At 68.4% G+C, this 24,269-nt stretch carries 22 protein-coding genes; 15 read left to right on the top strand and 7 right to left on the bottom strand.

Annotated elements, in window-relative coordinates; genetic code table 11:
* Window positions 1–28: 28 nt before the first annotated feature.
* From IE266_RS06275 to atzF, 5 genes are all read right to left on the bottom strand, one after another.
* On the bottom strand, window positions 29–1,393 hold the full coding sequence (locus tag IE266_RS06275; protein ID WP_189679480.1) for a CmpA/NrtA family ABC transporter substrate-binding protein: 1,365 nt from the start codon (window positions 1,391–1,393) through the stop codon (window positions 29–31).
* 274 nt (window positions 1,394–1,667) lie between these two features.
* Window positions 1,668–2,837, bottom strand: coding sequence for an ABC transporter substrate-binding protein (locus IE266_RS06270; protein WP_189679178.1), 1,170 nt, complete (start codon window positions 2,835–2,837; stop codon window positions 1,668–1,670).
* Window positions 2,834–3,418 (bottom strand): ANTAR domain-containing response regulator, encoded by a 585-nt coding sequence (locus tag IE266_RS06265; protein WP_189679177.1) that lies wholly within the window; start codon window positions 3,416–3,418, stop codon window positions 2,834–2,836. Before IE266_RS06265 ends, IE266_RS06270 begins: the two co-directional genes overlap by 4 nt.
* A gap of 128 nt (window positions 3,419–3,546) precedes the next feature.
* Window positions 3,547–5,238 carry a bifunctional helix-turn-helix transcriptional regulator/alpha/beta hydrolase gene (locus IE266_RS06260; protein ID WP_189679176.1) on the bottom strand — a complete coding sequence of 564 codons (1,692 nt, stop codon included), beginning with the start codon at window positions 5,236–5,238 and terminating at the stop codon, window positions 3,547–3,549.
* Window positions 5,239–5,598: 360 nt separating this feature from the next.
* Window positions 5,599–7,386: an allophanate hydrolase gene (gene atzF / locus IE266_RS06255; RefSeq protein WP_189679175.1), complete on the bottom strand. Its 1,788-nt coding sequence runs from the start codon at window positions 7,384–7,386 to the stop codon at window positions 5,599–5,601.
* A gap of 136 nt (window positions 7,387–7,522) precedes the next feature.
* Between atzF and IE266_RS06250 the strand changes: the two genes are divergently transcribed.
* The 8 genes from IE266_RS06250 (at window position 7,523) to IE266_RS06215 (ending at window position 14,917) form a co-directional block, all read left to right on the top strand.
* Window positions 7,523–8,422 (top strand): LysR family transcriptional regulator, encoded by a 900-nt coding sequence (locus tag IE266_RS06250; protein ID WP_189679174.1) that lies wholly within the window; start codon window positions 7,523–7,525, stop codon window positions 8,420–8,422.
* Window positions 8,423–8,567: 145 nt separating this feature from the next.
* Entirely contained in the window at window positions 8,568–9,695 is a 1,128-nt protein-coding gene (locus IE266_RS06245; protein WP_189679173.1) for a BMP family ABC transporter substrate-binding protein, read from the top strand.
* A 67-nt stretch (window positions 9,696–9,762) separates the two neighbouring features.
* Window positions 9,763–10,797 carry an ABC transporter permease gene (locus IE266_RS06240; RefSeq protein WP_229863910.1) on the top strand — a complete coding sequence of 345 codons (1,035 nt, stop codon included), beginning with the start codon at window positions 9,763–9,765 and terminating at the stop codon, window positions 10,795–10,797.
* On the top strand, window positions 10,797–11,723 hold the full coding sequence (locus IE266_RS06235) for an ABC transporter permease (RefSeq protein WP_189679171.1): 927 nt from the start codon (window positions 10,797–10,799) through the stop codon (window positions 11,721–11,723). The genes IE266_RS06240 and IE266_RS06235 overlap by 1 nt, the downstream gene beginning before the upstream one ends.
* 9 nt (window positions 11,724–11,732) lie before the next feature.
* A complete protein-coding gene (gene biuH, locus IE266_RS06230; RefSeq protein ID WP_189679170.1) occupies window positions 11,733–12,410 on the top strand; it encodes a biuret amidohydrolase in 678 nt (225 codons plus the stop codon).
* Window positions 12,407–13,924 carry an ABC transporter ATP-binding protein gene (locus tag IE266_RS06225; RefSeq protein ID WP_189679169.1) on the top strand — a complete coding sequence of 506 codons (1,518 nt, stop codon included), beginning with the start codon at window positions 12,407–12,409 and terminating at the stop codon, window positions 13,922–13,924. The genes biuH and IE266_RS06225 overlap by 4 nt, the downstream gene beginning before the upstream one ends.
* Window positions 13,924–14,589: a cysteine hydrolase family protein gene (locus IE266_RS06220; protein ID WP_189679168.1), complete on the top strand. Its 666-nt coding sequence runs from the start codon at window positions 13,924–13,926 to the stop codon at window positions 14,587–14,589. Before IE266_RS06225 ends, IE266_RS06220 begins: the two co-directional genes overlap by 1 nt.
* The gene (locus IE266_RS06215; RefSeq protein WP_189679167.1) at window positions 14,582–14,917 is read left to right on the top strand and encodes a cupin domain-containing protein; all 336 of its coding nucleotides are present in this window, start codon (window positions 14,582–14,584) and stop codon (window positions 14,915–14,917) included. Before IE266_RS06220 ends, IE266_RS06215 begins: the two co-directional genes overlap by 8 nt.
* Window positions 14,918–14,923: 6 nt before the next feature.
* Here IE266_RS06215 and IE266_RS06210 read toward each other — a convergent pair whose 3' ends face one another.
* The gene (locus IE266_RS06210; RefSeq protein ID WP_189679166.1) at window positions 14,924–15,448 is read right to left on the bottom strand and encodes a MarR family winged helix-turn-helix transcriptional regulator; all 525 of its coding nucleotides are present in this window, start codon (window positions 15,446–15,448) and stop codon (window positions 14,924–14,926) included.
* A gap of 99 nt (window positions 15,449–15,547) precedes the next feature.
* Between IE266_RS06210 and IE266_RS06205 the strand changes: the two genes are divergently transcribed.
* The 7 genes from IE266_RS06205 to IE266_RS06175 all read left to right on the top strand — a co-directional run bounded on the left by IE266_RS06205 (window position 15,548) and on the right by IE266_RS06175 (window position 23,551).
* Window positions 15,548–16,513, top strand: coding sequence for a nucleoside hydrolase (locus IE266_RS06205; protein ID WP_189679165.1), 966 nt, complete (start codon window positions 15,548–15,550; stop codon window positions 16,511–16,513).
* Window positions 16,510–17,016, top strand: coding sequence for a hypothetical protein (locus IE266_RS06200; protein ID WP_189679164.1), 507 nt, complete (start codon window positions 16,510–16,512; stop codon window positions 17,014–17,016). The genes IE266_RS06205 and IE266_RS06200 overlap by 4 nt, the downstream gene beginning before the upstream one ends.
* Before the next feature lie 22 nt (window positions 17,017–17,038).
* The gene (locus IE266_RS06195) at window positions 17,039–17,986 is read left to right on the top strand and encodes an ABC transporter permease (protein ID WP_229863909.1); all 948 of its coding nucleotides are present in this window, start codon (window positions 17,039–17,041) and stop codon (window positions 17,984–17,986) included.
* Window positions 17,987–18,006: 20 nt separating this feature from the next.
* Entirely contained in the window at window positions 18,007–18,951 is a 945-nt protein-coding gene (locus IE266_RS06190; RefSeq protein WP_189679163.1) for a sugar ABC transporter substrate-binding protein, read from the top strand.
* A 35-nt stretch (window positions 18,952–18,986) separates the two neighbouring features.
* Window positions 18,987–19,736: an ATP-binding cassette domain-containing protein gene (locus IE266_RS06185; protein ID WP_189679162.1), complete on the top strand. Its 750-nt coding sequence runs from the start codon at window positions 18,987–18,989 to the stop codon at window positions 19,734–19,736.
* 68 nt (window positions 19,737–19,804) lie between these two features.
* Window positions 19,805–21,238, top strand: coding sequence for a xylulokinase (locus IE266_RS06180; protein ID WP_189679161.1), 1,434 nt, complete (start codon window positions 19,805–19,807; stop codon window positions 21,236–21,238).
* 66 nt (window positions 21,239–21,304) lie between these two features.
* Window positions 21,305–23,551 (top strand): molybdopterin-dependent oxidoreductase, encoded by a 2,247-nt coding sequence (locus IE266_RS06175; protein ID WP_189679160.1) that lies wholly within the window; start codon window positions 21,305–21,307, stop codon window positions 23,549–23,551.
* Here the strand turns inward: IE266_RS06175 and IE266_RS06170 are convergent.
* Window positions 23,548–24,210: a class I SAM-dependent methyltransferase gene (locus IE266_RS06170; RefSeq protein ID WP_189679159.1), complete on the bottom strand. Its 663-nt coding sequence runs from the start codon at window positions 24,208–24,210 to the stop codon at window positions 23,548–23,550. The two genes, IE266_RS06175 and IE266_RS06170, sit on opposite strands and share 4 nt — an antisense overlap.
* Between the last annotated feature and the right edge of the window lie 59 nt (window positions 24,211–24,269).

Here is a 24,269-nt window from a genome sequence, read left to right as displayed (position 1 = left end):
TAGGGCGGGGTTCACCCCGCCGCGCCCCTCAGCCCTGGACTTCGTTGCCGACGACGACCTGGCTGCCCTTGAGGCCGATCGGCAGGCTGTCGAGATAGGCGTTGGGGGCCTTGCCGTCGTAGGGGATGTGGTCGATCACGTCCTCGGCCGGGGTCGGCGCCTTGTAGCCATCGCTGTCCCAGGGGAAGTCGGCCTCGTTCGCCAGGCCCTCGTCGACCAGCATCCGCGCGGCCTGGAGGTAGATGTCGGGGCGATAGACCTTGCGGGCGGTCTCGTCATACCAGCTGTCCGGCTTGGCCTCGGCGATCTGGCCCCAGCGGCGCATCTGGGTCAGGTACCAGACCGCGTCCGAGTAGAAGGGATAGGTCGCGTTGTAGCGGAAGAAGACGTTGAAGTCGGGCACCTCGCGCTTGTCGCCCTTCTCGTATTCGAAGGTCCCGGTCATCGAGTTGGCGATGACCTCCTTGTCGGCCCCGACATACTCGGGCTTCGACAGCATCTCGACCGCTTCCATCCGGTTGGCGTTGTCGTTCTCGTCCAGCCAGATCGCCGCGCGGATCAGCGCCTTGGTGATGGCGATGGTGGTGTTGGGATACTTCTCGGCGAATTCGGCGGTCAGGCCGAAGACCTTCTCGGGGTTGTTCTTCCAGATCTGGTAGTCGGTGATCACCGGAACGCCGATGCCCTTGAACACCGCCTGCTGGTTCCAGGGCTCGCCCACGCAATAACCGTTGATGGTGCCCGCCTCCATCGTCGCCGGCATCTGCGGCGGCGGGGTCACGGAAAGCAACACATCAGCGCCGATCTGGCCGGTGATGTTCTCGGGGCTGTAGAAGCCCGGCTTCAGCCCGCCGGCGGCGAGCCAGTAGCGCAGCTCGTAGTTATGGGTCGAGACCGGGAAGACCATGCCCATGTTGAAGGGCTTGCCCTCGGACTTGAACTTGGCCACCACCGGCGCCAGCGCCTCGGCGCTGATCGGGTGCTGCGGCTTGCCGTCGGCGCCGTTGGGGATATTCGCTTTCATCAGCTCCCAGACCTCGTTCGACACGGTGATTCCGTTGCCGTTCAGGTCCATCGAGAAGGGCGTGATGATATGGGCGTCGGTGCCGAAACCGATGGTCGCCGCCAGCGGCTGGCCCGCCAGCATGTGGGCGCCGTCCAGGGTGCCGCCGATGACGCCGTCGAGCAGTACCTTCCAGTTGGCCTGGGCCTCGAGCGTGACGAAGAGGCCTTCGTCGAGGAAATAGCCCTGTTCATAGGCCACGGCGAGCGGGGCCATGTCGGTCAGCTTGATGAAGCCGAAGGTGAGCTGATCCTTTTCCAGCGCCAACTCGGCGAAACCGGGCGTTGCCAGCGCGGTGGTCATGGTGAGGGCAAGGGCGAAGGTCTTCATGTCGATACCTTTCATTCGCTGGCCCGTGGGAGGAGGGAGCACGGGCGAAAAACAAAAAAGCCGCTGACGCGCTTCGTCATGAGAGACGAAGGGTCGAGCGGCTTTGCTCAGATATCCCGGTGCTGGGTAAATTCGTGTCAGGAGACGCCATTGCCTCCGACATGACCTATATGCCGAACCGCCTTCTCATGATCCAGCATTTTCCGAAAATGCGAGGCGATTCTTGCTGCATCGCAGCATGAATCCGCGTGATCTGCGCATTATCTGGGCAGTCTCAGGCCGAGGGGTCAAAAATGCGACGGTCGAAGAACGTATCGGGCTGCAGGGTCAGCCGCCCGGCCTGGGTCGGCACCGCCGTCGGGTGCAGAATCGCCCCCTCCAGCTTCTCCGAGGCGCTGGGCAGTTCCGCCCCCACGCCGGCCATGTGCCGCCGGTAGAGGTCGGTGCGATAGACCTGCCCGGCGGCGCGGATCGCGGCCTCGCGGTCGAGCCCGTGGCGCGCGGCGAGCTGGGCGGCCATCCACTTGGCCTGGCTGCGCCAGGGGAAGTTGGCGGCGCCGGCGTGGAATTCGACCAGCCCCTCGCTGCGGCGCTGCTCGCCGCCGGGCGTAATGGTGAGACGCCCGGACAGGGCCCGGTCGACCACCTCGGGCGGAATATCGAGGTAGCCCCGGCGCGACAGCAGCTCGGCCGCCGCCGTGTGGCTGTCGGGCTGCGACAGCCAGCGCCCGGCACGCCAGACCGCGCGCATCAGCCGGCCCAGCAACTGCGGGTCGGCCTCGGCCCAGTCGCTGCGCACCGCCAGCACCTTCTCCGGCGCAAAGGACCAGATCGCCTTGCCCGGCAGCAGCAGCGCCCCTGCCCCGTTCTCGACCGAGACCGAGCCCCAGGGTTCGCCCACGCAGAAGGCGTCTATCTCGCCCTCGGCCAGGGCCTGCGCCATCATCGGCGGCGGCACGGTGCGGATCTCGATCGGCAGGCCGGAGAGCGGGGTGGCCGCGAACCAGTAGTGCAGCAGCTCGACATGCATCGAGAAGGGGAACGGCGCGCCGATCACCAGCGGGCCGTCCGCCGCGCGCGCCAGCGCCGCCCCGGCGGCGGCGGCGTCGGCGAAGTCGAAGCCATAGCCCTGTTCGCGCAGGCGTGCCTCCAGCGCGCGGCCGACGCCGATCACGTTGCCGTTCACCGACATCACCAGCGCCGCCGAGAGCGGCGTCGTCATGCCGCCCAGCCCCATCGCCATGGCCACCGGCACCACCGAGAGCATATGCGCCGCGCCGACCTTGCCGAAGGCCACCATGTCGCGCAGCGAAGACCACGAGGGGGCCGGGACCAGCTCCAGCGCCAGCCCCTCTGTCTCGGCGAAACCCATCTGATCGGCCACCATCAGCGGCGCGGCATCGACCAGCGGCACATAGCCGACGGAGAGCGGGGTCAGCTTCACGACAACAGCCCCGCCGCCGTCACCAGCGCCTCGGCCACCTCGGCCACGCGCCGCCCCTGGTCCATCGCGGCCTTGCGCAGGATGGCATAGGCGTCGTCCTCGTTCACCCCGCGCGCCTTCATGATCAGGCCCTTGGCGCGGTCGATCACCTTGCGCTCTTCCAGCGCGCGGCGGGTCTCGGCCAGTTCGGCGCGCATCTGGTGCACGACATGAAAGCGCGCGATGGCGGTATCGAGGATCGGCTTCAGCCGCTCGGGGCGCAGCCCGTCGACCACATAGGCCGAGATCCCTGCCTCGACCGCCGCCCGCGCCAGCCCGCTCGCCGCGCCCGAGACGAACATGGCGACGGGGCGCTCCAGCGGACCGGAGGCAAGCGTCAGTTCCTCCAGCATGTCCCGCGTCGGGTTCTCGATGTCGATCAGCACCACGTCCGGCGAATGCGCCGCGATGCGCCGCGCCAAGCCCGAGGAATGGCCGATCACCACCACCTCGCAATCCCCCGCGCCCTTAAGCGCGTCGACGATGGCCAGGGCCCGGTCCCGGTCCTGTTCGACGACGACGATGGTCAAGGGTTCGCTCATGAAAAGCAGAAGCCCGCAGAAATGCTGCAGGTGCAAGATGGCCGCCCCGCATATCTGCCCGCCGAGGGAGCAACTGCCCAATAATCAGGCAGGCCAAGCAAAGAAAGGCGCAGGACCGCCCGGCGGCGCTATGCGCTGGCGGTCACGCCCGCCGAGGCGAAGACCTCGTCGATGGCCGCGAAGACCACCTCGGGGCGCTCGTAGAGCGCGAGCTGGCCGGTCTCGGGCAGCACCCGCACCTCGACATTGGCGCGGCCAGCCATGCCCTCGATCACGCTCTCGGGCCGGATCACCGCGTCATGGGCGCCGTTGAGATAGATCGCCCGCGTCTCCAGCCGTTCGATCTCGTGGCTCCAGTCGCGCACGATGTAATGGCTGTCGATGGAGAATCCGGCCGGCCCCTGCTCGACCGCAAAGCGAAAGCCCTGGTGCAGCACCAAGGCAAGGTCGAGCCTGCGGATCATGCCGTAGTCATGGGTTCCCGGCTTGAACAGCCCCTGCAGGAAATCCTCGATCTCCTTGCCATCGATCTGGGCGATGCCCGCGCGCAGCACGGTCGGCAGCAGCGCCGGGGCGAAACGGGCGGTATAGGCCACCACGCGCTGGCGCGGGGCCATCCGCGAGAACTGGGCCAGGCGGGTGAAGGGCGCGGTGGCGGACACCGCGACCAGCCCGGCCACGCGGCGCCCCAGCCGGCAGGCCAGCGCATGGCCGTAAAGCCCGCCGCCCATCTGCGCAAGGATCACCGGCCGGTCGAGCTCATGCCGCTCAATCAGCCGGGCGACATCGGCGGCATGGGTGTCGATCACCTGCTCGGCCCGCGCGATTGGCGTGCTGCGGCCAAAGCCGGGTCGCACCGGGGCGATCACCGACAGGCCGCGCCGCCGGAAGCTGTCGCGCAGGTAGGCCAGCGGCGCCATGCCGTCGATCATCCCGTGCAGGAAGATCACCGTGCGGCCGCCCCCGGCGCCCAGCCGGCAGACCTGCACCTCGCGCCCACCCTCGGCGGTGACGATCTCGAAAGGCACCGGCGCCGCCTGCCCGGCATCCGCACCGGCGTCGAGCTGGTTGATCAGGAAGACGACCAGCCGGATCAGGTCGACCTGCCCCGGCGCGCCGGTCTTGGCGAGCACCGCCTTGGCCTGGTTGCGCACGGTATGCTCCGAGCGGCCCGACTGCTCGGCGATCTGGCGCAGGCTGCGCCCGGCGAGCAGCTGGCGCACGATATCCACCTCGGCGCGCGACAGGCCGAAGGAGGCCACCAGCATCGCCTCGGCAGCGGCGGTCCAACGGTATTCCATCGCCTCGATCACCAGTGCCACGCCCTCGCCGCCCAGCCCCTCTTCGAGCCGCGCCATCAGGTGGCGCGGGGCCAGCGCAGTGGCCAGCACCACCGGCGTCAGGTCGCGGGCACCCTCCTGCGCGGCGCGTTGCAGCTGCGCCAGAACCTCGGCCGAGGTGCCGGTCAGCTCGGCCCGCAACGCCTCGACCGATCCCGCCTCGCCCAGCATGTCGCGGGCCACCCGGCTCGCCGCCAGCACCTGGCCCATGGGGGTCAGCGCCAGGGAAAAGCCCTCGGCCCTTGCGATCCGGTCGAGCGGATGGCCCGGCACCGCGCGCCGCCCGAGCTGTTCGAGGATCTCGTATGCGCGAACGAAATGCGCGCTGAGCTCGGGGTCGATCTCGATGCTATCGGGCAGCCTGTCCTGGTTCGGCTCCACGCGTTCGGCGATGGCCGCCTGGATGTGGCTGTCCCAGGCGTCCATGAAGGCGTCGAAAAGCTCCGGCCGGATCACCGTCTCGTAGATCGCCGCGATCACCCGATCCCGAGTGCCGGGACTGGAAACATATGCCGGGGTCGTTCCTTCGATCTTACAGCTCCTGCCCTAGGCGGGCACCAGTTCACGGCCGCTTCACTTTTGAACCATTTGGGTCATGACCCGGTCCACTTCCACACCTATCCTGTCGCCATCGTTCCTTTCGTGAGTGACGAGACTGAGTGAGGATCTAGCATCCTTGATTTCGAAATCCGGTAATCCCGGTCAAATATTTTCATCGTTTTCAACCGCCCCGGAGTTTTCGGGGCGGTAATTTTTTGGTGAATCCATTTGCGGCAGCTTTCTTACCGCAGCCATTCTTTTTGGAAAAGTATTTTTGCCGCGAAACGCCCGAATTTGGTTTCAGCCGGCTATGTGCGCCCGCCAGCCGCCCAGCGCAGTGATATCCTCGGCGCATTCGACGGCCGCCGCCTCGCAGAGGAAACCCTGCACCATCCGCCCGTCTTCGAGTTCGATGGTGCCAAGCCCCAGCGGCGAGGGGATGCCGGCGAGGAAGCCGCCCACTTCGGCAAGCGGCAGGGACCAGAGCTCCAGCGCGATCGGCGCGCCCTCGCGCGGCAGGCCGCGCACCAGCCCCGGCCGGAACGGCGGTCCGCCGGCCAGCCGGTAGAAGCGGTAGGCATCCGAGGTGCGCGCCTCGGCGATGAAGCTGCCGCCACGCGAAGTCAGCTGGTTATTCAGCGGCAAACCGGTCATGTGCGCGCCGCAGACCGCCAGGGTGATGCGCTCCGCTTCGGCCCTGGGCAAGGCGGGCGGCGGCGCAAAGCGCCAGCGCGTCGCGCCGAGCCTGCGCTTGCCCGCGCGCTCCAGCGCCATGCCCGTCACCGCAAGCGCCGCGTCCTGCCCTGCCCTGGCCAGCAGCGTCACGCTGCCCGGCCGGCCGTCGTCGCGCGCCGGCACCGGCACGGCAAGCCCGCACATGTCGAGCAGGTTCACGAAGTTGGTATAGGTGCCGAAGTTGGAATTCGGCGTCACCGGGTCGGCCTCCAGATCGGCGAGACTGTAGAAGGTCGGGATCGTCGGCACGCAGAGCATGTCGAGACCGGCCAGCAGCGGCTCGGCGGCGCGGGACATCTCCTTGAGGCGGTAGATTCCCCGGAAGGCATCCGCCGCGCTCATCCCCTCGGCCTTACCGATGATCTGACGCGTCACCGGCAGGATCGCCTCGGGGTCGGTCCGCATCAGGTCTTCGATCACCGTATAGCGTTCGGCGACCCAGGCGCCCTCGTAGAGCATCTGCGCCACGCCGTAGAGCGGGGCAAAGTCGATCTCGCGCACTTCGCAGCCCTCGGCCCGCAGCAGTTCGACCGCCGCCGCGAAGGAGCGCGCCTGCGCCTCGTCGCCGAGGAAGCGGATGCTGGCGGCGTCGGGGATGCCGATCACCGGCGGCGCATCCCTCGCGGCAAGGGCGGGCGCCGGCACCTTTCGGGCATAGGCGTCCGAGGCGTCGTAATCGCAGAGCACCCGGAACGCCTCCCAGGCGTCGGCGATGGTAAGGGCAAAGACCGAGACCGTCTCGATCGACCGGCAGGCCGGCACCACGCCGCTGGCCGACAGTGCGCCGAGCGTCGGTTTCAGCCCGACGATATTGTTCAGCGCGGCGGGAACGCGGCCCGACCCGGCGGTATCGGTGCCCAGCGCCAGCGGCACGATGCCGTGTCCGACCGCCACCGCCGACCCGCTGGACGACCCGCCCGGCACGATCAGCGGGTCGATGGAATTGCGCGGCACCCCGTAGGGCGAGCGCACGCCGACCAGCCCGGTCGCGAACTGGTCGAGGTTGGTCTTGCCGACGAAGATGCCCCCCGCCGCGCGCAGCCGGGCGACGACATGGGCGTCCGTCTCGGCGACATAGGCGAAGGCCGGACAGGCCGCCGTGGTCGGATAGCCCGCCACGTTGATATTGTCCTTCACCGCGAAGGGCACACCCCACAGCGGCTTGTCCGCATCATATGCGCCCAGCGCGCGGCCCTCGGCCTGCGCCTGTTCCAGCGTCGGCATGGCAAGGAAGATCGCCGGATCGGCGATCTTTTCGAGCCGGGCATAGACCTGGGCCAGCACCTCGTCGGTGCTGGTTCCTTCCGCATAGGCTGCACGCAGCGCCGGGAGCGTCATGGTCAGGTCTGGCATCTGGTCTTCCTTCACGTCTGCGCCGGCCGCGCGGTGGCCCTGGCCAGCCTCTTGCGTTGCGGCGCGGAAGGCAAATGCTAATAATTCACAAAAGCGATGCAAAAAATGCACCACCCAGCCCGGCACGGAGCGCCCCATGAAACATCTCCAGACCTTCCGCTTCATCGAATCCGTCATGCGCGCCGGGTCGATCCGCAAGGCGGCGGATGACATGAACATCACCGCCTCGGCGCTGAACCGGCGGATCCAGAGGTTCGAGGAGGAATTCGGCGCCGAGATCTTCGAGCGGCTGCCGCGCGGCGTGCGGCTGAACCCGGCGGGCGAGTTGCTGGTGCAGCACTTCCGCGCCCAGGCTTCCGACCTGCGGCGGGTGCAGAGCCAGGTCGCCGACCTCTCGGGCGAGCGGCGCGGCCATGTCTCGGTGGCCTGCTCGCAGGCGCTCAGCCCTTATTTCCTGCCGGCCCAGATCGCCGCCTATCGGCGCGATCACCCCGGCGTCACCTTCTCGGTGAACATCCGCGACCGCGCCGCGGCCGAGCAGGACCTCGCCACCTTCAGCAGCGACCTCGCGCTGGTGTTCGAGCCGGTGCACCTGGTCGACATGGAGGTGCTGATCGCGGTGCCGCAACCGATCCACGTGCTGATGCAGACCGACCACCCGCTCGCCCGCAAGGCCGAGCTGCGGCTACGGGATTGCCTCGACTTCCCGCATCTCGCGCCGACCGAGCAATACGGCGTCCGCGCCCTGCTCGACATGGCCGTCGCCAAGGGCACCCGGTCGATCCGCCCGGTTGCCGAGTCCGACAGCTTCGACTTCATGCGCCACTACGTCCGGCACGAGAAGGCGGCCATCGCCTTCCAGATTCCCATCGGCCTGCGCGAGGAGAGCGCGAGCGGGCTGATCCACCGCCCGCTCTCTGCGCGCGACTGCGCGCCCGGCACGCTCTACCTCGGGCAAATGCGCGGGCGCACCCTGCCGGTGGCCTCGGCGCGCTTTGCCCAGGCGCTGGCGCGGGTTCTCGAAGGCTACAAGTAGCCCCCGAACCGACCGGTGCATTTTTTGCATCGGTTTGCCGAAAATTTAGCAGACGTCATCAGCGCTCGACTCGCCTAACCTGCGAGGCACCAACCTCTTCATGCCGGTTGCGTGCCGGTCCTTGACGAACTGCTGGAGCCCGAACATGAGCAATTTAACAAGACCGAACCGACGCCGCTTCCTCGGAACCGCCTCGGCCGCGCTTGGAGCGGCGGCCACGGGAAGCCTGTGGCAACCGGGCGCCGCGCGCGCCGCGACGCCGCTGACCGTCGGCTTCATCTACGTCGGCCCGAAGGATGACTTCGGCTACAACCAGTCCCACGCCGAAGGTGCTGCGGCTGTGAAGTCGATGGAGGGCGTGACCGTCCTCGAGGAAGAGAACGTCCCCGAGAGCCAGGACGTGCAGAACACCATGCTCTCGATGATCAACTTCGACGGCGCGAGCCTGCTCTTCCCGACCTCCTTCGGCTACTTCAACCCGCATATCCTGGAACTCGCCCCGAAGAACCCCGAGGTGCGCTTCGAGCATTGCGGCGGGCTCTGGTCCGAGGGGAACCCGACCAACGCCGGCTCCTACTTCGGCTATATCGGGATGGGGCAGTATCTGAACGGCATCGCGGCGGGCCACGCCACCAAGTCGAAGAAGATCGGCTTTGTCGCCGCCAAGCCGATCCCGCAGGTGCTGAACAACATCAACTCCTTCCTGCTCGGCGCGCGGGCAGTCGATCCGGGGATCACCTGCCAGGTGATCTTCACCGGCGAATGGTCGCTGGCAGTGAAGGAGGCCGAGGCGACGAATGCGCTGGCCGACCAGGGCTGCGACGTCATCACCTGCCACGTCGACGGGCCGAAGGTGGTCTGCGAGACCGCGGTGTCGCGCGGCGCCTTCGTCTGCGGCTATCACGCCGACCAGTCGCCGCTGGCGGGCGACAAGTATCTGACGGGCGCGGAATGGAACTGGGCTGCCGTCTATACCGACATGGTCAGGAAGACCATCGCCGGCGAGGCGATCCCGAACTTCGTGCGCGGCGGCCTGGCCGACGGCTTCATCAAGATGAGCCCGCTCGGACCCGCCAACTCGGACGCGGCCCGCAAGCAGTTCGAGGCGGTCAAGGCCGAGATCATGGCCGGCGGTTTCGCCGCCATCAAGGGCCCGCTCAAGGACAACAAGGGCAATGTGATCGCCGCCGATGGCCAGGCCTTCGTCGAAACCGATGTCGCCCTCGAAAGCATGGGCTACCTGGTCGAGGGCGTCCTCGGCTCGACCAGCTGACATGGCCGCCTCCGATCATATCGTGGGTCGGGGTCCGAACGCCGGGGCTAGGGTATTCTCTGGCCTGATGCCCCGCGCCGAGGCAGTGGCGATCCCGCTCGGGGCGCTGCTCGCCGGGTTCCTGGCCTTCAGCCTGTTCCTGTTGTTTCTCGGCAAGTCCCCTGCCGAGTTCTACGGGCTGGTGTGGAAGGCCGGGTTCTCGTCGGCGTTTTCCTGGCAGAACACCCTCTCGCGGGTGGCGCCGCTCATCATGGCCGCGCTCTGCGTGGCGCTGCCGGCCCGGCTCGGGCTGGTGGTGATCGGTGGCGAAGGCGCCATCGTGCTGGGCGGTCTGGCCGCCGGAGTCACCGGCACCCATGTCGCGGGCCCGCTGGGCATGGTCCTGATGGCCCTGTCGGCAATGGTCCTCGGCGGGCTCTGGATCGGCGCCATCGGCGCGCTGCGGATCAAGCGCGGCGTGAACGAGACGATCTCCTCGCTGCTCATGGCCTATATCGCCATCGCGTTGTTCAACCATTTCGTCGAGGGGCCGTTCCGCGACCCCGGCAGCCTGAACAAGCCCTCCACCGCCCCGCTCGACGCGGCGCTGCGGGTGGGCGAGATGCCCTTCATCGCCGCCCATTGGGGTGTCGCTGCGGGGGTGATCGCCTGCGTGCTCTGCTGGATCCTGATCGACCGCACGACGCTGGGCTTCGCCGCCCGCATCGCCGGCGACAACATCCGCGCGGCGCAGGTGCAGGGCCTGCCGGTCGGACCGCTGGTGATCGGCTTCACCGCCCTTGGCGGCGCCTGGGCCGGGCTCGCCGGTTTCTTCGAGGTGGCGGCCGTGCACGGCTCGGCCAATGCCTCGCTGATCGCGGGATACGGCTATACCGGCATCCTGATCGCCTTCCTGGCCCGCCACAACCCGCTGGCCATCCTGCCGGTGGCGGTGCTGATGGCCGGGTTCGAGGCCTCCTCGGGCCTGATCCAGCGCCGCATGGACCTGCCCGACGCGACCATCCTCGTCTTCGAGGGGATGGTCTTCATCATCATCCTGCTGAGCGAGGCGCTCTACGGCCGCCTGCGCATCTTCAGCCCCGGCTACTGGGAGTCGCGCTGATGGAAACCGTCGATATTGGTCTCTGGGGTGTGCCGCTCGCCATTCTCGGCGGCGCGATCCGGGTCTCGACGCCCTTCATCTTCGTCTCGCTCGGCGAATGCCTGACCGAGCGCTCGGGGCGCATCAACCTCGGGCTGGAGGGCACGCTGGTCTTCGGCGCGATGTCGGGCTACGCGGTGGCATACGAGACCAACTCGGCCTTCTTCGGCGTGCTGGCGGCGGCCTTCGCGGGGCTGCTCTTCGGGCTGGTCCACGGCTGGATCTGCAAGTTCAAGGGCGTCAACGACATCGCCATCGGCATCGCCATGATGCTGCTGGGCATGGGCCTCGCCTTCTTCTTCGGCAAGCCCTACGTGCAGCCGGTCGCGCCCGACCTGCCGGCGATCTCCTTCGGCTGGTGGTCGTCGATCCCGCAGGTGCAGGCGGCGTTGCAGGTCAACGTGCTGTTCCTCCTCGGCGGGCTGCTTGCCGTGTTCATGACATGGATGTTCCGCGCCACCCGCGTCGGCCTGATCGTGCGCGTGGTCGGCGACAGCACCGACGCGGCCCGCGCCATGGGCCTCGACCCCGACCTGGTGCGCCTGCTCGCCACCGGGGTCGGCGGCGCGCTGGCGGGGATCGGCGGCGCCTACCTCTCGCTCTACTACCCCGGCAGCTGGAACGAGGGCATCTCCTCGGGCCAGGGCCTTATGGCCATCGCGCTGGTGATCTTCGCGCGCTGGAGCCCGGCCAACTGCTTCTGGGCGGCGCTGCTCTTCGGCGGCGCGGGCGCGCTTGGCCCCGCGCTGCAATCGGTCGGCGTGACCCAGGGCTATTACCTCTTCTTCGCCGCTCCCTACGTGCTGACGCTCGCCCTGCTGATCCTGACCAGCTCGACCGAGCGGTCGATGCAGGGCGCCCCCCTCGAACTGAGCCTGACCAAGTAAGGAATCTCCATGCCCACCATCGAGAGCCGACCCTATGCCTGGCCCTACAACGGCGACCTGCGCCGCGAGAACACCGCGCTGATCGTGATCGACATGCAGACCGACTTCTGCGGCAAGGGCGGCTATGTCGACCACATGGGTTATGACCTGTCGCTGACCCAGGCCCCGATCGAACCGATCAAGGCGCTGATGGCCGACATGCGGGCCAAGGGCTATCACATCATCCACACCCGCGAGGGGCATCGCCCCGACCTGGCCGACCTGCCGCCGAACAAGAAATGGCGCTCGCAGCAGATCGGCGCGGGGATCGGCGACCCCGGCCCCTGCGGCCGCATCCTGATCCGTGGCGAGGCGGGCTGGGACATCATCCCCGAACTCTACCCCGCGCCGGGCGAGGTCATCATCGACAAGCCCGGCAAGGGCAGCTTCTGCGCCACCGACCTGGAGCTGATCCTGCGCACCAGGGGCATCGAGAACATCATCCTCACCGGCATCACCACCGACGTCTGCGTCTCGACCACCATGCGCGAGGCCAATGATCGCGGCTTCGAATGCGTGATCGTCGAGGATTGCTGCGGCGCGACCGACCCGGCCAACCACACCGCCGCCATCAACATGGTGACGATGCAGGGCGGCGTCTTCGGCGCGGTCACCGACAGCGCCAGCCTGATCGCGGCCCTGCCATGAGCGGCGCGGGGGCGATCAGCGTAGAGGCGCTGCACATGACCATGCGCTTCGGCGATTTCACCGCGCTGGACGATGTCTCGATCGACATTCCCGCCGGCTCATTCCACGCCCTGCTGGGCGAGAACGGCGCGGGCAAGTCGACGCTGGTGAAATGCATCATGGGCTTCTACCGGGCGACCTCGGGCGAGCTGATGGTGAACAGCAGCCAGGTGAAGATGACCGACCCGCGCGTGGCGCAGCAGCTGGGCCTCGGCATGGTCTACCAGCATTTCACCCTGGTGCCCTCGCTCACCGCCGCCGAGAACCTGGTGATCAGCCGCGCCGATGCGCCGGCGGTCATCAACTGGCGCGCCGAGCACCGCCGCCTGACCGAGTTCATGGCGCAGATGCCATTCAAGGTGCCGCTGGACCAGCCGGTCAGCCGGCTGGCGGCAGGCGAGAAGCAGAAGCTGGAGATCCTCAAGCAGCTCTACCTCGGTAACCGTTTCCTGATCCTGGACGAGCCGACCTCGGTCCTGACCCCCGCCGAGGCGGACGAGGTGCTGGGCCACGTGCGCGGCCTGACCGAGGCGGGGCAGATCACCGTGCTGATGATCTCGCACAAGTTCCGCGAGGTGACCGCCTTCGCCGATGCCGTGACCATCCTGCGGCGCGGCAGGCGCGTCGGCGGCGGCAAGGTCGGCGAGATCAGCGTCGAGGAGATGAGCGAGACGATGATGGGCAAGGCGCCCGAGACAAGCGAGCGCCGCCGGGCCGCGACCCGGCAGCACCCGGTGCTGGCGCTGAAGGCGCTTCGGGCCAAGGACCGCTCGGGGCTGAAGTCGATCGAGATCGAGAACATTACCCTGAAATCGGGCGAGATCCTGGGTGTCGCCGGCATCTCGGGCAACGGCCAGATGGAGCTGATGGAGATCCTGACCGGCCAGCGCCACGTCTCGGCGGGCGAGATCACCGTGAAGGGCGACGCCTTCCGCGCCACCCGCGCCGAGGCACGCCGCCACAAGATCCGCTACCTGCCCGAGGAGCCGCTGCACAACGCCTGCGCCCCGCGCATGAGCGTGGCCGAGAACCTCGCCTTCCGCATCTTCGACGCCGACAAGGGCGGCAGGCCCAGCTTCTGGCAGGACCGCCGGGCGATGGCCAAGAACGCCTCGGACCTGATCGAGACCTTCAAGGTCAAGACATCCTCGCCCGCCGCGCGCATCGCCTCGCTCTCGGGCGGCAACGTGCAGCGCGCGGTGCTCGGGCGCGAGCTGACTGGCGATGTTGACGTGCTGATCGTCTCGAACCCCTGTTTCGGCCTCGACTTCGCCGCCGTGAACAGCGTGCGCGACCGGATCATGGCGGCCCGCAACAAGGGCACGGCGGTGCTGCTCATCAGCGAGGACCTCGACGAGATCATGGAACTGGCCGACCGCATCATCGTGATGAGCGAGGGCCGGGTCAGCTTTGAAACCCCGATCGCGGCGGCGAATATCGTCGAGATCGGCCAGCACATGGCAGGACACGGCTGATGCCCACGATCAAGGCGGCCCCCTTCGACTTTCCCTTCGAGCGCGACAGCATCGCCCTGATCGTCATCGACATGCAGCGCGATTTCGTCGAGCCCGGCGGCTTCGGCGCGACGCTGGGCAACGACGTATCGCTGCTGCAGGCGATCATCCCCACCGTGGCCGCGCTGATCGGCGGTTTCCGCGAGGCGGGCCTGCCGGTGATCCACACCCGCGAATGCCACCGCCCCGACCTCTCGGACTGCCCGCCCGCCAAGCGGCTGCGCGGCAATCCCTCGCTCAGGATCGGTGACGAGGGGCCGATGGGCCGCATCCTGATCGCCGATGCGCCGGGGGCCGACATCATCCCCGAACTCGCTCCCGCCTCGGGCGAATGGGTCATCGACAAGCCCGGCAAGGGCGCCTTCTACGCGACGGGGTTGCAGGAGTATCTCGACCGCCGTGGCATCCGCCAGCTGGTCTTCGCCGGCGTCACCACCGAGGTCTGCGTCCAGACCACCATGCGCGAGGCCAACGACCGGGGCTATGACGGGCTGCTCGCCACCGATGCCACCGAAAGCTATTTCCCCGCCTTCAAGCAGGCCGCCATCGAGATGATCACCGCCCAGGGCGGCATCGTCGGCTGGGCCGCCCCGGTCGCCGCCGTGCTGGAGGCGCTGGATGCCTGAGCCCGCCGCCCTCCTCTCCTTCCTCGCGCATTGGGAAGACCAGCCGTTCCAGCCGTTCCGCGAGGGGGTCGAGATCTGCCCGCTCTGGCAGGGCGAAGGCCCCGACGTGGCGCTGCTGCGCTATGCCCCCGGCGCCTCGGTGCCGCGCCACCGCCATACCGGGTTGGAGACGATCCTCGTGCTCTCGGGCACCCAGAGCGACGATCTCGGCGACTACGGCCCCGGCGCGCTGGTGTTCAACCCGGCGGGCACCGAGCACCGGGTCTGGTCCGAACCGGGCTGCACCGTGCTGATCCAGTGGGAGCGCCCTGTCGAATTCCTCGACTGAGCCGGGTCAACCGGCCTTCGGCGTCTCCTCTTCGCCGCGGCTCTCGCGGCGCAGCTTGATCGTCGCGTTGACCGCCGCCTCGTAGTTGCGGTCGGCGAAGTCGAGCAGGATGTCGAGTTCCTCTTCGCTGTAGCGCGCGAGGTCGCGGATCCAGGCGTGATAGGCGCGCCGGTTGATCGCGCGGATCTCCTCGATCTTCTCGGCCACCGGTTCGAGGAACAGCCGCCGCCGGTCGCTGGTGTCGCGCACCCGGCGGATATAGCCCGCGCGTTCGATCCGGTCGACGACGCCGGTGATCGCCCCGGTGGTCAACCCGGTCTCCTGCGCCAGCCGGCCCGGCGTCACCTTCTCGCCCAGCGTGATGATGAAGAGGCATTCCAGGTCAGTCTGGTGCAGCCCGAGCTTGCTGGCCAGCACCCCGGAGTAGAGCGTGCGCTGCGCGCTGGCCGCCCGGATCGTGCGGTCGAGCCGCTCCAGCCGCGCGGCGCGGGATTCGGGCAGTGCAGTCGGCTTTTGCGGCTTGACAGACACCGGGCGCTTTCCCTTAACTACTGGTTATCTTAGTTGCTAAGATAAAATGCCGCGGCGGGCAAGCGCCAAGGCCGGGGGGCCTTACTGGGACGGAAAGAAATGAGCAAGCGGATCATCATCGACACGGATCCGGGGCAGGATGACGCGCTGGCGATTCTCCTGGCGCTGAGCGTGCCCGAACAGCTCGAAGTCGCCGCCGTGACCACCGTCGCCGGCAATGTCGGGGTGGCGCAGACCACCGTGAACGCGCTGCGGATCTGCCAGCTGGCCAGCCGGCCCGATATCCCGGTCTATGCCGGCGCGGCCCAGCCGATCATGCGCCCGCTGCACACCGCCGAGTTCATCTGCGGCGCCGACGGGCTGGCCGGGATGGCCCTGCCCGCCCCTGAACAGGCGGCGCGCGAAGTCCATGCGGTGACCTTCCTCGCTGAACACCTGCGCGCCAGTTCGCGCCGGGTCACGATCTGCGCGCTGGGGCCGCTCACCAATATCGCGCTGGCACTGCGCATCGCGCCCGAGATCGCCGGGAAGATCGAGCGGCTGGTCATCATGGGCGGCGCGCGCGACCTCGGCAACATGACGGCAGCGGCCGAGTTCAACTTCTTCGTCGATCCCCATGCGGCGGCCATCGTCTTTGGCGCGGGCATCCCGATCACGCTCTTCCCGCTGAGCGCCACCTATCAGGCGGTCGCCTCGCCCGCCCGGCTGACCGGCTTTGATACCGATGGCCCAGTGCAGGCGCAGATCCTGTCGATGCTGCGCCGGGAACGCCCCGGCGGCGCGGCGCTCGGCGGCGGTGAAGGCCACCCGATGCACGACCCCTGCACCGTCGCCTGGCTGCTCTGGCCCGAGCTCTTCGAGGGGCGCGACTGCCACATCGACATCGAGACCGCCGAGGGGCCGACCGTCGGCCGCTCGACCATTGACTGGTGGGACCGCAGCGGCCAGCCGGCCAATGCCCATGTCATCGGCACGCTGGACGCCGACGCAATGTTCGCGCGGATCGCTAACTGCGTAAAATCCCTCGACAATCCCGAGGCCATCAAGGAAAAGACGGCACCATGACCCATATGCTCGCCGAACTGAACGCCCAGGCCGACCGCTCCATCGCGGCGATGAAAGCCGCCGCCGAGGCGGCGCGACGCGACCATGCGGCGGCCGAGCTGACGCGCCACATGCTGCTGACCACCGCCCGCTTCGCCGATCTGGGCCGCGCCGGCGCGATCGAGGCCGTGGTGGCCGACTGGCTGGGCGCCTGGCACCTCAAGCGTGACGAATGGCCCGAGATTGCCGCCGAGATGGAGGCCCTCACCGGCGCCTTCTTCGACTATATCGCCACTCCTTCGGATGCGACCGACCAGGCCGTCCGCGACGCCTGGGCCGCGCTCAAGGCGGCGCATGACACGCCCGAACGCACGCTCGAGGACCAGATGGCCTGGCGCAGCATGTGCGCCCACGGCTGGTGGGGCGAGGTCAACCCGGCCCCGCCGGGCTACCGCGACCACGACACCGCCCGCCCGACCGCCCCCTTCTGGACCAAGAGTTGCCCACCCGAATGCCTCGGTTGACGCCCAAGCCGGAACAGACGTCATGACCCTGAAGAAGATCGTCGAAACCTACGGAACCTTCCTCGCCGGGATCGTGCTGTTCCTGTTCCTGATCGCCTTCGCGCCGAACTTCGCCTCGACCGCGAACCTGCTGAACGTGCTGAAGCAGGTCAGCTTCCTGTCGATCCTCGCCTTCGGCTTCACCTTCGCGCTGATCTCCTCCGAGCTCGACCTCTCCTTTGCCAACGTCTGCAGCCTCTCGGCGGTGGTGATCGGCTTCCTGATCTCGACCGAGGTGGCCTGGCCGCTGGCCATCGTCGCGGGGCTCGCGACCGGCATCGCCGCCGGCCTGCTGAACGGCTTCCTGGTGACCGTGCTGAAGGTGCCCTCGCTGATCTCGACACTGGGCACCGCATCGGTCGCCAACGGGCTCGCCTTCATGATCACCGGCGGCGTCGCCTTCGTCGGGCGCTGGGACCCGGATTTCCTCTACCTCGGTCGCGGCAAGATCGGCCCGGTGCCGGTCATCATCCTGTTCACCCTGGCGATCTTCGCGGTCGCGCTGGTGCTGTCGACGCAGACCCGCACCGGGGTGCATATCCAGGCCACCGGCGAGAACGAGGAGGCGGCGCGCCGCTCGGGCATCAACACGCGCGGCTGCAAGGTGCTGGCGCTGACCCTCTCGGGCCTCGCCGCCGGCCTCACCGCCGTGTTCCTGGTCGCCAACCTCTCCTCGGCCGCGCCGCAGATGGCGGGCGACTTCATGCTGAACGGCATCGCCGCAACGCTGCTGGGAATGACCATGTTCACCCCGGCCAAGGCCAATATCCTCGGCTCGTTCGTCGGGGCGCTCATCATCGTCATGCTGTCCAACGGTCTCGTGCTGCTCGGCGCGCAGTATTACATCCAGGACATCATGCTCGGCATCATCATCATCGCATCGGTCGCCGTATCGGCGTCTGTCTTGAAGAGAGCGGCATTCGCTCTGTAACGACAACAGGGAGACGTGAAATGAAGAAATTCAATGCTCTGATCGCCGCGGCCGGCCTTGCCGGTGCCCTCGCCGCCGGACAGGCGGGCGCCTTTGAACTGGGCGTCGTGGCCTTCCAGATGTCGGCCGAGACCCAGGCCCGCTGCGCCAATACCGTCGGCGCCGAGGCCGAGAAGCTGGGCTGGACCACGCAGGTGCTGAACTCGAACGGCGCGCTGGAAACCCATGCCTCGCAGCTCGACAACCTGATCCAGAAGGGCGTCGACGGCATGATCCTCTGCATGTCCAAGCCGGTGCAGTTCGACGCGCAGTTCCTCGCCGCCAAGGAGGCCGGAATCCCGGTCATCACCATCTCGTCGGGCGCCAGCCCGCACACGCTCTTCGACGTGACGCCGAACGAATACGTCATGGCCTCGGAGGCCGCGGTCTACCTGCTCGGCAGCATGAACTTCGAGGGCAACGTGCTGCTGCAGAAGTTCGAGTCGAACACCGGCGCGCGCATCCGCGGCGAGGTGACGGACGTGGTGCTGAAGGAGAACCCGCAGGTCAAGGTGCTGGGCGAACACTCGATGGCGCGCACCAAGTCCTGGCAGGATGACGTGCGCAACGGCATGAGCGCGCTGATCCTGCAGAACGCCGGCAACTTCCAGGGCATCTGGGCCTCGTTCGACGGCCAGGCGCTGATCATCGACGACATCCTGCGCGAGTCGGGCCTGAAGAAGGGCGACGTCTCGCTGGTGTCGATCGACGGCGGGCAGGAAGTCTTTGCCCGCATCAAGGACCCGGAGTCGATGATGACCGCCACCGTGGCGATCCCCTTCGAGGACATGGCGGCCAAGTCCGTCGACATGATGAAGCAGATCGCCGTCGACGGTAAGGACAAGGCCGATCTCGTCCCCGGCCCCTACCTGTTCATCCCGGCGACGCTGGTGGACAAGACCAACGTCGACCAGTTCCTGAAGTAAACGGCGGCCTGCACCGCCCTACCCGCGAGACCCGAATGACCAAGATCTCGGCCAGAAACATCTACAAGAACTACGGCGCGGTCGAAGCCCTGCGCGGTGTCAGCCTGGATGTGGCCGAGGGCGAGATCCACGCGGTCTGCGGCGACAACGGCGCAGGCAAGTCGACCCTGATCAAGATCCTGGCCGGGGTGGAACAGCCCGACCAGGGCGAGCTGCTGGTCGACGGCGCGGCGCGGCGGTTCGACTCGCCCACCGCCGCGCTCAAGGCCGGGCTGGCGACGATCCACCAGGATCTCGCCGTCGCGCCCGACATGGCGATCTACCAGAACATCTTCATGGGCGCCGAGCTGACGCGCAGCGTCCTCGGCCTGCGCCTGCTCGACAAGGCGCGGATGCGGCGTGAATCGCTGGGCTACATGGGCCAGCTCAACGACTCCATCACCGACATGAACGCCAAGGTGAACGCGCTTTCGGGCGGGCAGCGGCAGGCGGTGGCGATCTGCCGCGCGCTGCGCTGGAACGCCAATGTGGTGATCCTGGATGAACCTACCGCCGCGCTTGGCGTGCGCGAGACCGAGCAGGTGCTGCAACTGGTCCGCTCGCTGAAACGGGCCGGCAAGACGGTGATCCTGATCAGCCACGCGATGAAGGACGTGGCCGCATTGGCCGACCGCGTGACCATCCTGCGCACGGGCGAGAACCAGATCACCCTCGACGGCGGCGACCTGACCGCCGACAACCTGGCGCATTACATCCTGAGCGGCGAGGTCAACCGGGTTCACTGACCCGAATTGCCCCGCGCGCGGTCATGCCCTATTCCCTGACCGACCAAAGCAGCAAGGGCCAGCCATTCATGTCGCACGTACTCGCCTACGATCTCGGCGGCAGCAGCCTGCGGCTGGCCATTGTCGATGACGCGGGCGACTTCCTGGCCTCGGTGCGCAAGCCGCTGAAGATTTCGAGCGACGGCCGGGCCAGCTTCGAAACCGACCCCGCCGACTGGTGGGCCGCCATCCGCGCCGGCTGCGCCGACCTGATCTCGCAGGGGGCCGACCTGACGAAGGTCACCGCCATCGCGGGCTGCGGTTTCACCCGCAGCCAGGTGTTCCTGGATGCCGATAACGCCGTGCTGCGCCCGGCCATCACCTTCCAGGACTCGCGCGCCGCCGCACTTCTGGACGAACTGCGCGAAGACCCCGCGCTGCAACCGCTGATCGCCGGGCTTGGCCCCTATGACCCGCTGGCCCGCCTGCTCTGGGTGCGCGCGCATGAACCCGAGACCTGGGCGCGCCTGCGCCGCGTGCTGGAGCCGAAGGACTATCTCACGCTGATGCTGACCGGCGAGGCCGCCTCGGACAGCATCTCGCAGACGCCGATGACCCGCATCCTGGCGGCCAACGAGGGGATCCTCGGCCAGTTGGACATAGACGCCGATATCCTGCCGCTGACGCTCTCGCCCTTTGCCGAGGTCGGCCGCGTGCTGCCCGACCTGCCCGCGCCGCTGACGCGGCTGGCGGGCGTGCCGGTCTACAACGGGTCGATCGACACCTGGGCCTGCGTCCTCGGCTCGGGCGCGCTGACGCCGGGGGTGGCCTATTCGATCTCGGGCACCAGCGACGTCTCGGGCGTGATCGCCTCGACCCGGCACAGCGCCGTGGGGCTGCTGACCGTCGACTGGGGCCCCAACATCTGGCAGCTCGGCGGGCCGAGCCAAGGCGCCGCCACCCGGCTGAACTGGGCGCTCGACCGTTTCTTCCCGCGCGCTGCCCGGCATACCGCGCTGGCCTCGGCGCTTGGCACGCGCCGCCCGGTGCCGCTGTTCCTGCCCTACCTCGACGGCGAGCGCACACCGTTCTGGGACGCCGAGCTGCGCGGCGCCTTCCTGGGCCTCGGTTCGGCGCATGACGGTCCCGACTTCCTGCGCGCGGTGGCCGAGGGGATGAACTACCTCTCACGCGACATCCTCGACCGCGCCGAGACGGCCATCGGCACGCCGGTCAGCCATGTCTGCTTCTCGGGCGGGCTGGCCACCACACCCGCGCTCTGCCAGTTGAAGGCCGACGTGCTGAACCGCCCGGTGCTGGTGCCCAAGAACCACGAGACCGGGCTGATGGGCGCCGCCCGCCTGGCGCAGGGCCGCACCTGCGGCTGCCAGCCGCCGGCCTCGCGCCGCTACGACCCCGACCCGCTGCGCCGCGCCTATCACGACGAACGCTTTGCCCTGTTCCGCCAGGCGAGCGAGGCTTTGCGCCCGCTCTCGCATGCCCTCGCCCGGCAGGACGGCTGAACCCGCCCTTTCCGCCCCCCGCTCCCCGTGTCATCATCGCTCCGACTCGGGACAGGGACGAATGCCATGAAAGACGGACGGTTCACCAAGGTCACCTCCAGCCACTGGGGCGCCTTCGAGGTGGAGGTCGAGGGCGACACCATCGTCGCCACCCGCCCCTTCGCCCCCGACCCCAGCCCCTCGGCGATTCCGCAGATCCTGCCGCAGGCCGTGCACCACCGCTCGCGCATCGCCCGCCCGTCGATCCGCCGCGCCTGGCTGGACAGCCGCGACCGCAGCGGGCGCGGCGACGGCGACTATGTCGAACTGCCCTGGGACGAGGCGCTGGACATCGCCGCGGCCGAGATCGACCGCATCCGCAAGACCCACGGCAACGAGGCGATCTTCGGCGGCTCGTACGGCTGGTCCAGCGCGGGCCGCTTTCACCACGCGCAAAGCCAGGTGCACCGCTTCCTGAACGCCGCAGGCGGCTATGTCGCCTCCTTCGGCAGCTATTCCACCGGCTGCGCCCAGGCCATCATGCCGCATGTCTTCGGCAAGGAATTCCTCGCCTTCCTCTACGAGCACCAGGACAGCTACCAGACCATCCACGACAATACCGAGACGCTGGTGATGTTCGGCGGGATCAACCCGAAGAACAGCCAGGTCAGCATGGGCGGCGTCAGCGAGCATGTCACCGGCCCCTGGTTCGAACGTTTCCATTCCAAGGGCATCTTCTGCCTCAACGTCTCGCCGCAGCGGGTCGATGCGCCTCCGGGCTGCGACTGGCTGGCGGTGCGCCCGGCCTCGGATACAGCGCTGATGCTGGCGCTGGCACATGTGCTGGAGACCGAGGGGCTGACCGACCGTGCCTTCCTCGACCGCTGCACCGTAGGTTACGAACGCTTCCGCCCCTACCTGCTGGGCGAGCGGGACGGCACGCCGAAGTCGCCCGACTGGGCCGCGCCGCTCTGCGGGGTGGAGGCCGAGACGATCCGCGCCCTGGCGCGTCGCATGGCCTCGACCCGCACGCTCATCACCGTGGCCTGGTCGCTCCAGCGGGGCGAGCATGGCGAACAGCCCTACTGGATGGCCTCGGTGCTGGCCGCGATGCTGGGCCAGATCGGCCTGCCCGGCGGCGGCGTCGGCTTTGGCTATGGCGCCATCGGCGGCATCGGCAAGTCGTTCCGCGGCATGCGCGGCATGACCTTCTCGCAGCTGTCGAACCCGGTGAAGACGGTGATCCCCGTCGCCCGCATCGGCGACATGCTGCGCAACCCCGGTCAGCCCTATGACTTCAACGGAAGGCGCGGCCCCTACCCCGACATCCGCCTGATCTACTGGGCCGGCGGCAATCCCTTCCACCACCACCAGGACCTGAACCGCCTGCACGAGGCCTGGGCCAAGCCCGAGACGATCATCGTCAACGAGCCCTGGTGGACCCCGACCGCCAAGCGCGCCGATATCGTCTTCCCGGCCACCACGCCCTATGAGCGCGAGGATATCGGCCGCTCGCCGCTGGACGACTACCTGTTCCACATGCCGCGCCTGATCCCGCCGGTGGGCGAGGCGCGCGACGACTATGCGATCTTCGCCGGGCTGGCCGAGCGCATGGGCATCGGCGAGACCTATACCGAGGGCCGCACGGTCGACGACTGGCTGCCGCGGCTCTACGCCGAATACCGCAGCAATGCCGCCGAGCAGGGCATCGATCTGCCCGACTACGAGGGGCTGAAGGAACAGAACTGGCTCAAGCTGCCGATCGCCGCCGACGACAGCCGCCGCTCGCTGTTCCGCCCGTTCCGCGACGACCCCGAGTCCGCGCCGCTGGGCACGCCCTCGGGCCGCATCGAGATCTTCTCGGAGCGCATCGCGGGCTTCGGCTATGACGATTGCCCCGGCCACCCCGTCTGGCTGGCGCCGCAGGAATGGCTTGGGACGGCCACCGCCGCCGCGCCGCTGCACATGGTCTCGCCCCAGCCCTCGGACAAGCTGCACAGCCAGCTCGAGGCGGCGCTGGCCGACGTCGAGGGCGCGCGGCCCGAGAAGCTGGTGATCCACCCCAGGGACGCCGCCACGCGGGGCATCGCCACCGGCGACCTGCTGCGCGTCTTCAACGCGCGCGGCGCGGCGCGGGCGCGGGCCGTGGTGAGTGAGGACATCCGCGAGGGCGTTGTCGCCCTGCCGACCGGCGCCTGGTTCGGCGATCCCGGCGGCAACATCGACCCGCACGGCAACCCGAACGTGCTGACCATGGATGTAGGCACCTCGCGCCTCGGGCAGGGGTGCAGCGCCCATACCGCGCTGGTCGAGGTCGCGCGGGAAGAACCCTAGGCGCGGGTTGCGATGAACAGCACCTGACCGCGCGGCAGCATCCGTTCCTGCCGCGCGAGGTGCCAGCCATGTGACTTGGCCAGTTCCACCACCTCGCTTTCCAGAACGTGGTAGGGCGCGCGCCCCGCGTGGGTGACAACCCCGTCGGGCTGGCGCACCGGCCCGGCGGCGGCCTCGGCCGAGGGCGCGAGGAAGACGGTGAAGAGGAAGCACTCCAGCCTTGGAAACCGCTTGAGATGCTCCAGCGCCTGCCCCAGCCGCGCCAGCCGCAGATGCGGGAAGACCGCGAAGGCGATGGCATGGGTGATGTCCTCCGTCACGCCCGGAAAGGCGAAATCGGTATCCTGCACCAAGTGCAAGGGATCGAGCCGCGCCGGGTCGTCCAGTTCCGCCCGATGCCCCGCCAGCATGATCTCGCGCGAGGCGTCGGTCGCCCAGTAATGCCCCGGCTCCAGGTAGGGCACCGCCTTGCAGCCCAGCCGCAGCGACCCCGCGCCGATGTCGAGCAGCACGTGATGCGGCTGCAGCCCCGCCTCCAGCAGCGCCGCCATCTGCACCCGCCCGGTCTCGTCCCAGCGGCCGCCGACGATCTCGCGGTGCCGTCCGGCGGCAATCGCTTCGTCATAGAAACCGGGGGCCTCGTAGGGGGACTCGGGCAAGGGAACGGGCCTTTCTGCGCAACAGGCGGATCCTTTCCGCCGCGCCGCCGGTCAAGTCA

Origin of the sequence: Seohaeicola zhoushanensis (genome assembly GCF_014656415.1) — a bacterium.
In the GTDB taxonomy this organism is placed as follows: domain Bacteria; phylum Pseudomonadota; class Alphaproteobacteria; order Rhodobacterales; family Rhodobacteraceae; genus Seohaeicola_A; species Seohaeicola_A zhoushanensis.
This window is presented reverse-complemented; position numbering and strand designations above follow the sequence as displayed.